14 protein-coding genes are annotated in these 12,950 nt (G+C 36.9%); 11 read left to right on the top strand and 3 right to left on the bottom strand.

All coding sequences use genetic code 11. The features are described from left to right. Positions 1 to 1,093, bottom strand: a 1,093-nt coding sequence (locus ACFOSX_RS10880; protein ID WP_386100721.1) for a DUF5011 domain-containing protein, incomplete at its 3' end; no start/stop codon positions are given. Positions 1,094 to 1,518: 425 nt separating this feature from the next. Then, positions 1,519 to 4,917 (bottom strand): amidohydrolase family protein, encoded by a 3,399-nt coding sequence (locus tag ACFOSX_RS10875; RefSeq protein WP_386100718.1) that lies wholly within the window; start codon positions 4,915 to 4,917, stop codon positions 1,519 to 1,521. A 190-nt stretch (positions 4,918 to 5,107) separates the two neighbouring features. On the opposite strand from ACFOSX_RS10875, the gene ACFOSX_RS10870 reads away from it, so the two are divergent. The 5 genes from ACFOSX_RS10870 (at position 5,108) to ACFOSX_RS10850 (ending at position 6,713) form a co-directional block, all read left to right on the top strand. Then, positions 5,108 to 5,719 carry a fasciclin domain-containing protein gene (locus tag ACFOSX_RS10870; protein WP_386100716.1) on the top strand — a complete coding sequence of 204 codons (612 nt, stop codon included), beginning with the start codon at positions 5,108 to 5,110 and terminating at the stop codon, positions 5,717 to 5,719. A 123-nt stretch (positions 5,720 to 5,842) separates the two neighbouring features. Next, positions 5,843 to 6,028: a CsbD family protein gene (locus tag ACFOSX_RS10865; protein ID WP_386100713.1), complete on the top strand. Its 186-nt coding sequence runs from the start codon at positions 5,843 to 5,845 to the stop codon at positions 6,026 to 6,028. Positions 6,029 to 6,031: 3 nt separating this feature from the next. After that, positions 6,032 to 6,226: a hypothetical protein gene (locus ACFOSX_RS10860; protein WP_386100710.1), complete on the top strand. Its 195-nt coding sequence runs from the start codon at positions 6,032 to 6,034 to the stop codon at positions 6,224 to 6,226. Positions 6,227 to 6,245: 19 nt separating this feature from the next. Further along, positions 6,246 to 6,545, top strand: coding sequence for an acetyltransferase (locus tag ACFOSX_RS10855; protein ID WP_386100708.1), 300 nt, complete (start codon positions 6,246 to 6,248; stop codon positions 6,543 to 6,545). A gap of 21 nt (positions 6,546 to 6,566) precedes the next feature. Next, positions 6,567 to 6,713, top strand: a complete 147-nt coding sequence (locus ACFOSX_RS10850; RefSeq protein WP_386100705.1) for a hypothetical protein — start codon at positions 6,567 to 6,569, stop codon at positions 6,711 to 6,713. 75 nt (positions 6,714 to 6,788) lie between these two features. Here the strand turns inward: ACFOSX_RS10850 and ACFOSX_RS10845 are convergent, their stop codons facing one another. Next, entirely contained in the window at positions 6,789 to 7,100 is a 312-nt protein-coding gene (locus ACFOSX_RS10845; protein WP_386100702.1) for a DUF3140 domain-containing protein, read from the bottom strand. 229 nt (positions 7,101 to 7,329) lie between these two features. Between ACFOSX_RS10845 and ACFOSX_RS10840 the strand changes: the two genes are divergently transcribed. From ACFOSX_RS10840 to ACFOSX_RS10815, 6 genes are all read left to right on the top strand, one after another. Further along, the gene (locus tag ACFOSX_RS10840) at positions 7,330 to 7,833 is read left to right on the top strand and encodes a hypothetical protein (protein WP_386100699.1); all 504 of its coding nucleotides are present in this window, start codon (positions 7,330 to 7,332) and stop codon (positions 7,831 to 7,833) included. 187 nt (positions 7,834 to 8,020) lie between these two features. Beyond that, positions 8,021 to 9,250 (top strand): hypothetical protein, encoded by a 1,230-nt coding sequence (locus ACFOSX_RS10835; RefSeq protein ID WP_386100696.1) that lies wholly within the window; start codon positions 8,021 to 8,023, stop codon positions 9,248 to 9,250. 171 nt (positions 9,251 to 9,421) lie between these two features. Next, the gene (locus tag ACFOSX_RS10830) at positions 9,422 to 10,126 is read left to right on the top strand and encodes a CPBP family intramembrane glutamic endopeptidase (RefSeq protein WP_386100693.1); all 705 of its coding nucleotides are present in this window, start codon (positions 9,422 to 9,424) and stop codon (positions 10,124 to 10,126) included. 154 nt (positions 10,127 to 10,280) lie between these two features. Further along, positions 10,281 to 11,135 (top strand): cyanophycinase, encoded by an 855-nt coding sequence (locus tag ACFOSX_RS10825; protein WP_386100690.1) that lies wholly within the window; start codon positions 10,281 to 10,283, stop codon positions 11,133 to 11,135. Between the two features lie 75 nt (positions 11,136 to 11,210). Next, entirely contained in the window at positions 11,211 to 11,498 is a 288-nt protein-coding gene (locus tag ACFOSX_RS10820) for a helix-turn-helix transcriptional regulator (protein WP_386100687.1), read from the top strand. 5 nt (positions 11,499 to 11,503) lie between these two features. Further along, entirely contained in the window at positions 11,504 to 12,754 is a 1,251-nt protein-coding gene (locus ACFOSX_RS10815; RefSeq protein ID WP_386100684.1) for a type II toxin-antitoxin system HipA family toxin, read from the top strand. Positions 12,755 to 12,950 lie beyond the last annotated feature (196 nt).

Below are 12,950 nucleotides of genomic sequence, written 5' to 3'. Positions count from 1 at the left end.
AAATAGCAGGAACGGTAGTATCCTGTACCGTTACAACACGAGTTATTTGAACAGCGTTGTTACCAGCAGCATCCGCAACATTATACGTTACATTGTAGTTGCCAGGAACGTTCATGTTCACAGCCGATGCGTCAATCGCAATACTACTTGAAATATCACCATCACAATTGTCATTAGCGGTTGCACCTAATTCTGAGTAGACGGTACAAGCTTCAATAGTTTGTGGGTCTGCACCAGATAAAGTAATTACTGGACTTACATTATCAACAACCGTCACCTCAGTGATACAAAAATCTGTTTGCCCTTGAGAATCTTCTACAGTAAGAGTTACGGTTATCGGAGCGCCCAAATCGGCACATGTGAAAGATGTACGACTTAAAGAATAAGTTAAAGAACCACCATCAAAATCATCAGTACTGGTATTATCTATATCAGAAGCATTTAAGGTGGCATTACCAAAAGCATCCAATGCTAAATTAAAAGTACTTAAGCAATTTGCTGTAGGGGGATTGTCTATCCTGAATGTTGCTTTGTAATTTGCAGGGTCGACTCCACCATTACCATCAGGATCATTATTTACGAAGTGGGTTCCAGGACCCCCAGGAGAGGTAAAGTCAGCGTAACCGAAAACTTCTAAAACGTAGTCTCCCGAAACATTCCCCACGAACGTCCTTAAATTAACATTGGCGGCAAAGGTCTGCCATTCTTGGTCAATGCCTCCACAATCTGCAGTACCGATGTTATTGACATCAAAAAAACCAATATTGCTGAATGTAGGCGATGCTGGTCGATTGCCAGAAGGGTAAATTATATAATTAACACCGGCTGATATTATGTCATCGCCATTACATTTAAAAACATTATTTTTTCCGCCGACAATAAATAAAGGTTCTGAAGCTTTAAATGTGCCAAAATCGTAACCATCAAAATCCGCATTAAAAGAAGAAGTTGGGGCTAATAAATCGTAAAATGTGTTGCCTGAATTATTGGCATTAACGATTATGTAACTCTCAAAAATCCCTGAATTCGTAACCTGTGCTATAGAAATTAGAGGACTTAAAGCCAGTAATAAAACAAAGTAAAATTTTTTCATACGTAGGTACATTAAAATTCATAAAACACCACAACCAACCATGGTATTTGCATAGTTGGATTAATTAATTTTTACGGTTTGCTATTAACCTTGTCTTTTGAGGGAAAGAGTAAAAGTACTTGTGCTTTGAGTCCTTGAAAAATTTACTCGGTGAACTACATAAATAGCTGTATATAATGTAATCTACATAAAATCAGAAATTTATGTGTAAACCGAGCATTCACAAAAATTTATATTATCGAAAGAAAATACTTACAATTAGAACATTTTTAAACGCACAGAGATACAGTTACTTAGGCGCAATATAGAAAATTATTCGAAAAAATATCTATTAAGTGTATAAAATATTCGATAAAGTGTATATGTAAAAAATCCGAATATGTAATCATATTCGGATTTCTTGAAATTGTTTAGTATAGAATATTCTAATTACCTGACTGTCCTGGTAAATTTTCAGGTTTTTTGGTTTGCCATAAGAAAGTATCTGTTTTTCTTTCAACCGGAGCGACTTCATCTAAAGTGTTAGCATCGTAAACCACACCGTTTTTAATAACATGACTTAGCGTGTTGGTATTGCGGAGATTATCCAATGGGTTTGCTGTCATAATAAGGATATCAGCAATTTTGCCTTCTTCAATGCTTCCTAAATCTTCATCTAATCCTATAGCTTCTGCACCTTTTACTGTTGCCATTTTTAAGGCATCCATATTTTTCATGCCTCCGCTTGCTACGGACCATAATTCCCAATGAAATCCTAAACCTTGTAACTGACCATGACTTCCAATACCCCCAATACCGTCAGCTTCGGCTAAATCTTTCATGAATTCCGCATGTTTTTGAAATACATGCTCTTCATCTTTAAACCAACCTGGTCTGCGTCTGGATTTTGATGCCAGTTCCTCGTAAGGTGTAAAGTATTGCATCTTCGGGTCATCGTACGGATTTTCTCTCGAATAGAAGTAGTTTTCCGCCCAAGGTCCACCATAAGACACCAGTAGGGTAGGTGTTACAGCCATTTTAGATTCTGCAACCGTTTTAATGACATCTTCATAAATAGGATAAACAGGAAATGAATGTTCATGTCCCGGGTAGCCATCAATGAGGTTCACCATATTTTGTTTGAAGTCTAATCCACCTTCAGTTGTAGGCATTAATTTCAGCTCTTTCGAGGCTTGAATTACCCACTGGCGCTGTTGGCGATTTCCAACCAAATACATCTTAATACTCTTAGTGTTGTAGTACTCACTGTATTGTTTTAATACGTCCTTGGCATGGTCTAAACTTTCAATTTTATACGCCCAAAACCCAACGCCCGGACCAGTACTGTAAACGCGTGGACCATGCATCATCCCTGCATCGACCATATCTGAATAGGTCAATACATCCGTCGTTGCAGTCTGTGGGTCTCTCGTTGTTGTAACGCCGTAAGCAAGATTGGCCGAGTAAATCCAAACTTGGTTTTTATGTAATCCCCAGTTTGGCCACATGTGCGCATGGGTATCCACAAAACCTGGTGTCAAAGTTTTACCAGAAACATCAATGATTTTAGCATTGGATGGTACGGAAAAGCTTCCGGTCGGGCCAACATTTTTTATACGATTATTTTCAATAAGAACGTCGCCATTTTCAATTACGGTATCGCCATCCATGGTAATTATTCTACCATTTTTTAGTAAAGTAAAGCCTTTAGGAATTGCACGATTGTAAGCCACTTTTACTTTTATTTCTTTCGCTTTAAAGACAGAATCTTCTTTCTTTTTGTCTTTATCCTCATCTTTAGGTTTTTCGTCTTTGTCTTTAGCCTTTTCTTTAGCCTCCTTTTCTTGCTTTTTGGCTAATTTTAAGCTGTCAGCAAAAGCTCTTCCAGCGTCCAAATCATATATAAAATGACTAGATCCTAAAGACCAGTGTACATTTTTACTGTTCTTTGACCATGCAGGGAATTCACCACCCATTATTGTCAATTTGTTTGCAGGGAATGACGCTTTATCGGCCTTAGCTAAAGAGATAGACGGTGTTTTTCCAATTTTTGGAATCAAGACCGTATAGATGTCATTATTGATTTTTGCCAAGGCTTGCTTACCGTTTGGTGAAATCATGATTACAGATGGTCTAGATGCGGTATTATTTTCACGCCAGCCTTCTTCATGCGAAGGCATTGCGGTGTGTTCGTCATTGTGGTCTTTTCCGAAGACATCAGAAGACCCATAGGTTTTTATTCCAGTTAGCTTTAAATGCTCCTTTTCATCTGATCCGTCCCAACGTATGGAAATGAGGCCTTTTGAACCATGATTTAAATAAATTCTATCATCGACCAAAGTAAAATGCGGACTGTTTCTGCCTTTCGCTTTGTCTATAATTGTTATTGCACCGCCATTAGCCGATATCCAAGCCAAGGATTCAAAGGCCCGACCTTCAAACGGATTTATAGCATCTTGGTAAACTTGATTCGCACCCTTCACAAATACGATTCTGTTAGAGCTAGACCAAGCTGGCATTGTATAGACACCTGCCGTTTGTGTGAGTTTGGTTAAATTACTTCCATTGACATTGACCTTATATATATGACCTTCGCCATTGCCCCATGTTGAAAAGGCAATTTGTTTCCCATCTGGCGACCAGGTTGGCATGGCTTCGGTGAAATTATTATCGGTAACACGCTTTGGCTTGCCATTTGGTAATTTCATGACGTAAAGTCTATTCAAAGCTGTAAATGCCAATTGCTTTCCGTCTGGCGAAGGTACAGCATCTCTAATTTGCGTGACAAAGGCTTCTTTGGCATCTTCTATTGGATATTTAAAAGAGACCATTGGCCCCATATCCAAATCTAAATCAACTTTAAAGGGAATATTCTTGGCCGTTTTAGTCGCAATGGAAATAGAATGAAGTTTTCCACCGTAGGAAACAATCAAATTCTTATTGTCCGGCGTAAAGGCCATGGCAGGCAAAACACCACCAGACGCAATGGATTCCTGGTCATCACGCTGTACAGGATAAGCGAGCCATTCTTCATCGCCTGATTGTAAATCTCTTAAAACCAATCCGGTTTCTTCTTCAAACCGACTACCATACACCATATATTTTCCGTCTGAAGATAATGTAGGTGTAAAGGCTGAACCGTAACGGGAGGTCACCATTTCGATGTCGCCATCTTCGCGGTCATAACTCATAATTTGATACTGTGGCAACTGGGCATTGTAATTCCAAGCCCCGTTTCGGGATGAAAAAAAGATATGGTTTCCGTCCGCACTAAAGGCAGGGTCGATTAGTTTTCGCCCTTTGTTTTCTGTCAGAATATCAGAACCAGCACCACCATCTTTATGAATGATGAAGGGTTTTATGTTTCGTCGTCCACGAGTTCCGACGATATAATCGCCATCAGGACTCCAATCTGCCGAGAAATGGTATTTGTTAGTGTCTTTGGTTAATTGTGTCTGTTCTTTAGATTCCAAATCCATCGTCCAGACATTATCAGAACCACTTTTGTCTGAAATGAAAACGATTGATTTTCCATCCGGGCTATAACGTGGATGAACATCATAAGGCATACCTTCAGTAATTCTGGTGGCAGTCCCTCCCGTGATAGGCATTGAATAGATGTCGCCCATCATATCAAAGATGATGGTTTGTCCGTCTGGGCTCACATCTACGGACATCCAGGTGCCTCGCTCGGTTGAAAACGCTATTTTACGCTCAGGTTCTAGCGGTAATTCTTTGGTTGCTTTTTTGTCGTCTTTTTTGTCATCGTCTTGAGAAAAACCTACCCATGTGGTAAGCATAATGAACAGCATCACAAGGATGCGTTTAGGCTGAAAGTGATTCATTTTGAAGAAATTAGTTTAGTGCTTTAAAATTAGGGAATAAGACCAACATTTTTAGCAAATAACAAAATTTTAGCATTTGATAGAGTTAACAATATCATCTTTTGAGTTGTTTAAGGTTTTGTTAATAATATTAAACAAAGTGGATTGTGCCTTATCTTTGACTTCAACAAATATTTAAAACCACAATAAAATGAAAGTATTAAGAACTATTGGAACATTAGCCGTCGCAGGATTATTATTTGCGTCTTGTGCAGACAATAAAAAAAGCGAAACGGAAGAAGACATGAATACCAACACTGAAATGGCAGTTGCCGACGATGTTGAAGTGGATTTAGAAGTTCAAGAATTAGAGCAACCAACAGTAGTTGGCGTAGCTATGACAAATGATAATTTCTCTACATTAGTAACTGCAGTGAAGAGCGCCGACCTAGTTGGTACATTAAATAGCGAAGGACCGTTTACAGTTTTTGCGCCGACCAATGATGCTTTTAACAAGCTACCAGAAGGTACAGTGTCTACGTTACTAAAAGACGAAAACAAAGCACAATTGACTGGGATTCTAACTTATCACGTTGTTTCTGGAAAATTTAAAGCATCTGATGTAATCAATGCCATCAATGATGCTAACGGAAAATTTATTGTCAATACCGTTCAGGGAGAGGCATTAACACTATCCTTAGATGGTGATAACGTAAAAATTACTGATGCCAATGGCAATATGAGTACCATCGTTATGACAGACGTTGATGCTTCAAATGGTATCATTCATGCCATCGATACTGTAATTATGCCAAAGTCATAAGTAGTGTAAACTATTGAATATAACCAAGCTTTAGAGCTTGGTTTTTTTTTTGGATTAATCTGAAGTCCATTCGCATCAATCCAAATCAGTGTTAACTATTAACTTGAAGAAAAATCTATAATTATGAATGATAATCAATTAGAAGGCAAGTGGAAACAAGTCAAAGGAAATTTCAAATCCAAATACGGTGAATTAACTGATGACGATACCACGCATGCTGAGGGAGAGTTTGACCAGATGCTGGGGAGACTTCAAGAAAAGTTAGGAAAGACGAAAGAGGAAATTAAAGACGAAATTGATAAACTTTAAGCTATGAAAGAATCTTTCAAAGAAGTTGATAAAGGCCCACTTAAGTCAGAACACATAAGCCAATATGGCGAACGAGATTATGACGATATGGAGCAAAAGCGTAAATCAAATGATTTAACCAAAAGCGGTTTGCAGGATTTTGCACAAAAAGAAAGTGCTGAAAAGGCCAAAGCGTTTAAAGAAGCGAAGAACAATTAAAGATTGGATTTAGATTGGGATGACCTATTCAGAAGCGTACTATGAGGCCTATAAAGGTCTGCCTGAAGCATTAGAAAAATCCTATCATAAACTGAACTTTGACAACCATTGTTATTTACGTATTGCATTAGACAATACGTTTAACGCCAAGTGGGACAACGTCATTAAACGCCCCGCTTACAAGAATCTCTCTAAGGAAAAGCTAGAGCGTGTCGTAGGGCTTTTACAGGCTTACAAAACTGATTTGGAGTTGCTACAATCACATAACGCAAAATCACTGTCTTGGAGAAAGAAATTAAAAACGAATACATTGAATTAAATAATTATAAAATCACATACTATGTCTAATACAAATAAAATAGAACAGAAGAAGCAAGGTTTGGCTGAGAATGCCATCCAAAAGAAAGGTGTACCAACGGATGGTGCGAAAATTAACCATCAGGTACAGGATAAAAAGGAAATCCACCAACCTAGAGATAACGCCTAAAAAAAATCCCTTTTCAAGTACGAAAAGGGATTTTTTATTTTACTGAGTTAGTATTTATTTCAACGGGTCGTGTCCTCAATTTTTTAGCGAGTAGTACCAATCGGTTTCCTTTACGTCTCCATCTGGTCGTTGAGCTGTATGCCTTGCCACGTAGCCGTTGACTTTGTTCATGTGTTTGTAATTGGTTTCGGTTAATTCCTCTTTTTTCTTCCGTTTAATTTTCACGATTTTCCGCCCACTCTTATGGCCCACGGATTCCCCGTCACCACTGTCTTTGCCTACGGATTTTGATTCATCGGTATCTAACCAATCCTCAAGTTCGTAGGGCGTCATATTAACATTATCGTAGAAGTCGTCGTAGATGTCTTGTTTTTCGTCGTCCGTCATAATTTTTTCTTTTAAAGATGCAACCTTTCTTTAAATGGTTTTTGTTCTATTCAATTGGATGTTAATGCTATAAATAGGAGCGTGGGCGCAGTTCTTCACATCAACAAAGCGCCAAGTTGGAAATCATTGAAGGCTTATGCTGATTAAAATTGCTTAATTTTGAGAGGAACTGACATAGGTTGTGTAAACGCATTGTGTTTATGCTGTTGTTGGCTTTAATTTAAACGAAATGCCTTGCTACAAAGAATTTCCCGAACAAGTGAAAAACTTATCATCTGAATTTATGAGTGATAATGAGTTGTCGTTATCTGAAATTAAGAATGATTATTATGTGCGCTTTTCGGGTAATGATTGGAATGTTGTTTTCTTATGTGAATACGGAGCGATTGAGGTAAACTTAATCAATTTAAAAGACGGGTATCAGTACGAATTAAGCTCAATATTCGAGAATTTAAAACCTGAATCTAATTTGATTCAAGAATTCGCTAAAAATGCTTGGAGTTCCGAAGAGTCTATAGAATTTTGGATTGAAGTTTTGACTGAATTTTATCCTTTATTCACAAAACAGTATAAAAATCTGAAAGAACAAATTTCTGAACACAGAACTAGGAGTTACTTACTAATCGATTTTGCACTTAAGAAAGGTTCTAAATCATTAAAATCTGAATTTACTTGGAGTAATGAAAATTGGATTCAAAAAGCATCGGAAGAATATATTAAGAAAAAAAACTAAAGCCAACAATGTATAACCGCAATTACGGCGGATTCGACTACGTCCGAATCCACTACGTAATTGCTAACGTCAGTGTCAAACCGAAATAATCGCTAATTTAACCCGTAACTGACGGTTATACGAGACCGTTATGTGTCATTTCGAACAGCAATTACATTTTTTATTGGGAATCATAAATGAAAAATAATTGAAGAATTCAAAAGGCTTATTATATCCAGCATTACATAAATTCTATAATGCCTTGAGAAGTTTGGAAAAATTTGAAAAAGGGTCAAACTTCTTCGATAATATAAGCCACTTGGATAATTTCTTTTCAGAATACAGAAACATCACATTAGTTTTACAAAAATCTCTAGCTAAAACGAAATTTAAGCCTGTGTATGAGAAGTTAAGAGATAAATATCTTATCAACGATGTTGGCAAATGGTTTATAGGTAAGCGAAATAGTGTAGTCAAAGAGCAACCATTCGATTTAGAAAAAAGAATAGTAATTAGAATTTATTCAGGCAAAGACATTTATTCCTTACCTGAATTTATTTTTACAATAGAAAATGATGTGGATTATTCATCTATAATTGCATCATTAAGAGATACATTTTTAAATTCAAGTCAAATAGAGGTCTTTTTTTCTGCTGAGTTCGCATTTTACGAGCGAGGACATACGCAAGATTTGTATGATAATTTTATTTTCGGGATAACACAGATGAAACTTCTTTTGTCCGGAATGCAGAAAGAGCTTAATGAAGATTGCTCTCTATCAGAGGAGCTTGAAAGAAAAATAGAAGATTTAAATTTTTATAGAGTTCCTAAAGATTTTCTGTTTGTAGACGACTATGTATTTAATTGTAAATATGAAAGTTTTGAGAAAGGGTCTAGAGCCACATTAACTTTTGGAAATAAAAGTTTCAGGTCACCAATTGAAAATTTAGATAAATTTTCACCTAATGGGGATATTCTACACAAGTTTCAATTAATGCATTTAGTAATTTTTCAAATGCAGAAAAAACTTATGCCTACTTTTATGTTAATTTTTAGCGATAATACTTTTGAATTAAACAGTTTTGATTCCTCAATCAAAACTACAGTATATCGGAAGTTTAATGAAATCGCTAAACGAATTGAGAAAGACAATATTGTAAATATTCTTTTCGTGACAGAAATGTATATTTACGATATTAAGAAAATAAAAAATCTTGATAGTAAAGAAAGGGTTAAGTATTCGGAAAATGAGTTTCTAACGTTTTTTATGATTGATAATCAATTGTCAATTAAGTCAAGTAGTTACGATACGAACAAAATCGATGATTTTAAATACATTGCACAAGTTATGGCTGAAAATTCAAATGAAGAAAAACTACCTGCATTTATGAACCCTATAAAATTAGAATTTAATAGGTTGTTGAAAAAGAATAAATGAATGAAATAACGCCACATAACACAGTGTATAATTAATTCCTTTTTTCGTTGTTTATTTAGAAAGTTCCTTCGGAGTTTTCTCGAGTAAATTTTTGTTTACTAATTTAGTTGCTTAAACAAGTAACGAACTCATACATTAGACTGTAAGCCATTAATAAAACCAACCAAATTAATGATAGGAATTTTAGTTGCTATTGCCATGTCGTGGTTGCTTTTATATCTTATTGAAAAGAAAAGCATCTTAGCATTAGGGGTTTTTCCAATCGGTAAAAGATTACAACAATTCTTAATCGGGTTTTTAATTACGGCAACACTTTGTGCGCTCACCCAATATTTAGAGACAGTCCTAAAATCTTCAACTTGGGTAGTGAACGAAGCTATTACTGGCGGTATTATTTTAAAGGCATTTTGGTGGGATGTTAAATCCGTATTGACGGAAGAATTGATTTTTCGTGGCGCATTACTTTATATTCTAATCCAAAAAATTGGCGCAAGAAAAAGTGTATTGATTTCCGCAATGGCGTTCGGAATCTATCATTGGTTCTCTTATGGCGTTTTAGGAAATGTAATGGCCATGATTTTATTTTTTATAGGAACTGGATTAATGGGTTACGCTTGGGCTTGGGCTTTTTCAAAAACAAAATCTATAATGCTACCTTTCGGACTTCATTTGGGGTGGAATTTTACATTTAACACAGTTTTCTCAAATGGACCATTGGGCGAATTACTCCTGATTTCACAAGGTGGCAACGAATTGACAGATTGGACTTCATTATTAAATTTTATCAGCGGATTGGTGATAGTCCCGATTATTGTGCTGATTTATGTACGATATTTTGTCAAAGAACAGAAGGACATACAAATATCGGTGTCTTAAAAAGCTATGCCTAGTATCCTTTATAATCAATTGCTAATGAAAGACTACTGCTGAAATTAATGTGGGTTTTTAGGTAGGCGGGTACTTGCTAGATAAAGTGCTGAACCGCGAAATCATATAACATCAAATAAATAAAAAACTTAAAAATGCAATCATGAAATACTTAAGCCTTATACTACTTTCATTTATTTTCCACCCCTTAAATGCTCAAAACCTAAAGAATAGTGATACAACTGTCGGGCCAGAAAATGGAAGCCTGGTTATTGTGGGCGGTGCCATGAAAAGTGATGCGATTCTTAATCGTTTTATTGAATTGGCAGGAGGTACAGACGCCTCTATAGTGGTTATACCTACGGCGAGTGGCGATGATAACTTTAACAAAGACCCGCACTTGGCTAGAGTACTAAGACGAAGAGGGCTTCAAAATGTAAGTGTATTGCATACTAATGATAGAGACACGGCAAATTCAAATGCGTTTGTTGAGCCATTAAAAAATGCCGATGGCGTATGGTTTAGCGGAGGTCGGCAGTGGCGTTTGGTTGATTCTTATAAAAATACATTAACCGAAGACTTGATTAAAAACGTATTGACTCGTGGTGGAGTGGTTGGTGGCTCTTCTGCTGGTGCTACCATTCAAGGCAGTTTTTTGGCTAGAGGGGATACCAAAAACAATCAGATTATGAGCGGTGATCATCAAGAAGGATTTGGACTTATTAAAAATGTAGCCATTGATCAACACGTGTTAGCTAGGAATAGACAGTTTGATATGTTCGATATCCTTAAAGAGCATCCAGAACTTTTGGGTTTAGGTATCGATGAAGACACGGCAATTGTTGTTCAGGGTAATGCATTTGAGGTCATAGGAGAAAACTACGTCCTCGTTTATGACGGTACGTTTTGGTCCCGAGAGGGCAGTGACTTAAAGAGGTTGCCTGAACCATCACAGATGTTCTATTTCCTGAGAAAAGGGGACAAGTATGACCTTAAAAATCGAAAGGTTATCAATTGAGATTTTGAAGAAAATATTTCTATTTGTTGCATATTATCAACAAATATAGTAATTTTGTGGTAAATATGCAACATAATGAATTCTAAGAAAACAGTTCTTCTACCTAAATATCAAAAGATTTTTGAGCAATTGGGCGAGAATATAAAGCTTTCGCGAAAGCGAAGAAAGCTTACGACAGAGCAAGTTTCTGAACGCGCAGGTATCAACCGGACTACATTGTATAGAATAGAAAAAGGCGACCCAGCAGTAGCCATAGGTTCTTATTTTAATGTTTTCAGAGTTTTCAACTTGGAAGATGATTTTAAAAAGCTGGCAGTAGATGATGAATTCGGCAGAAAATTACAAGACCTTGATTTATTATAAGTAGTATGGCAAAAGGGAAATTTGACATACACGTTTTTGCAGATTGGGTAGGCCTTAAAAAACCAGCACTAATAGGAACCTTATCGGCACATTTTGCCAAGGGCAAAAAAGCATTTAGTTTTGAGTACAATAAAGACTGGTTAAAGTCCGATGCACAAAGATTATTGGACCCAGATATCGATTTTTATTCGGGACCACAGTATCCAACCGATAAAGAGAACTTCGGAATCTTTCTAGACAGTATGCCAGATACTTGGGGAAAGACTTTAATGAAAAGAAGGACTGCCCAGGACGCCAGAGCAAACAATGAAAAGGCACGCACGCTCTATGAAATAGACTATCTGCTTGGGGTTTTTGACGAAAGTAGAATGGGTGCTTTGCGGTTTAAAACAGAACTGGAAGGCCCGTTTTTAGACAATGACGACCGAACGCCTACACCACCTTGGTCCTCACTAGGCGATTTACAGGAAGCTGTCAAACAATTAGAAAGCGATGCTCAAAATGATGATATAAGAAAATGGATTGCCTTACTCATCGCACCAGGTTCTTCATTGGGTGGTGCCAGGCCAAAGGCAAATATTTTTGATACTCAAGGAAATCTTTGGATTGCAAAATTTCCGTCTAAAACAGATACTATTGATAAGGCATTATGGGAATTCTTAGCCTATCAACTCGCGACGGCTTCAGGAATAGAGATGGCAGAATGTAGGGTAGAAAAGATAAGCGGTCAGCACCATACATTTTTAACCAAAAGATTTGATAGGGAAAGCGAGGGACGCATACACTTTGCCTCTGCGATGACAATGACCGGTAATACCGAAGATTCCATTAGAGATTCAGCGCCAAGTTATCTCGAAATTGTAGAATTTATAGAAAATTATGGTGTGGATGTTGAGGCCAATTTGCATCAGCTTTGGCGACGTATCGTTTTTAATATTGCCATTTCTAACACCGATGACCATCTGCGAAATCACGGATTCATTCTAACAGAAAAGGGATGGGTTTTATCACCAGCGTATGACCTAAATCCATCCATTGAAAAAGATGGGTTGTCTCTTAATATCGATATGGATGATAATGCTTTAAACGTTGATTTAGCCAAAAGCGTAGGACAATATTTTCGCTTGAGCGAAAACGAAATGCAAGCCATTTTAGATGAAGTCCTTTCTGTAGTTAAGGATTGGAAAGAGATGGCAGAGAAGATAGGAATAAAAAGAAGTGAAATTGAGTTGATGGCTGGAGCTTTTAATGCATAGAAAATTCAAATTAGTGTATGGACAATATTTTAGCTATGTTTTAGTAACAAAAATGGAAAGTCAAGATTTAATCTTGACTTTCCCTTAAAAACTAGTAGCGAGAACGAGTCCCGAAGCGTCGGGAGAGCTCGTATACGCCTGAGTCGGATATGAAGTTCTCTACTAAAATTGTGGTGTTCTTATTTAGATATTGAAT

Source organism: Winogradskyella maritima (assembly GCF_042650215.1).
GTDB classification, from domain to species: Bacteria; Bacteroidota; Bacteroidia; order Flavobacteriales; family Flavobacteriaceae; genus Winogradskyella; species Winogradskyella maritima.
This window is presented reverse-complemented; position numbering and strand designations above follow the sequence as displayed.

What these genes read in the sequence shown, in the direction of transcription:
- ACFOSX_RS10875 (WP_386100718.1), bottom strand. Translation starts at nt 4,917, where the DNA reads ATGAATCACTTTCAGCCTAAACGCATCCTTGTGATGCTGTTCATTATG.
- ACFOSX_RS10870 (WP_386100716.1), top strand. Translation starts at nt 5,108, where the DNA reads ATGAAAGTATTAAGAACTATTGGAACATTAGCCGTCGCAGGATTATTA.
- ACFOSX_RS10865 (WP_386100713.1), top strand. Translation starts at nt 5,843, where the DNA reads ATGAATGATAATCAATTAGAAGGCAAGTGGAAACAAGTCAAAGGAAAT.
- ACFOSX_RS10860 (WP_386100710.1), top strand. Translation starts at nt 6,032, where the DNA reads ATGAAAGAATCTTTCAAAGAAGTTGATAAAGGCCCACTTAAGTCAGAA.
- ACFOSX_RS10855 (WP_386100708.1), top strand. Translation starts at nt 6,246, where the DNA reads ATGACCTATTCAGAAGCGTACTATGAGGCCTATAAAGGTCTGCCTGAA.
- ACFOSX_RS10850 (WP_386100705.1), top strand. Translation starts at nt 6,567, where the DNA reads ATGTCTAATACAAATAAAATAGAACAGAAGAAGCAAGGTTTGGCTGAG.
- ACFOSX_RS10845 (WP_386100702.1), bottom strand. Translation starts at nt 7,100, where the DNA reads ATGACGGACGACGAAAAACAAGACATCTACGACGACTTCTACGATAAT.
- ACFOSX_RS10840 (WP_386100699.1), top strand. Translation starts at nt 7,330, where the DNA reads ATGCCTTGCTACAAAGAATTTCCCGAACAAGTGAAAAACTTATCATCT.
- ACFOSX_RS10830 (WP_386100693.1), top strand. Translation starts at nt 9,422, where the DNA reads ATGATAGGAATTTTAGTTGCTATTGCCATGTCGTGGTTGCTTTTATAT.
- ACFOSX_RS10825 (WP_386100690.1), top strand. Translation starts at nt 10,281, where the DNA reads ATGAAATACTTAAGCCTTATACTACTTTCATTTATTTTCCACCCCTTA.
- ACFOSX_RS10820 (WP_386100687.1), top strand. Translation starts at nt 11,211, where the DNA reads ATGAATTCTAAGAAAACAGTTCTTCTACCTAAATATCAAAAGATTTTT.
- ACFOSX_RS10815 (WP_386100684.1), top strand. Translation starts at nt 11,504, where the DNA reads ATGGCAAAAGGGAAATTTGACATACACGTTTTTGCAGATTGGGTAGGC.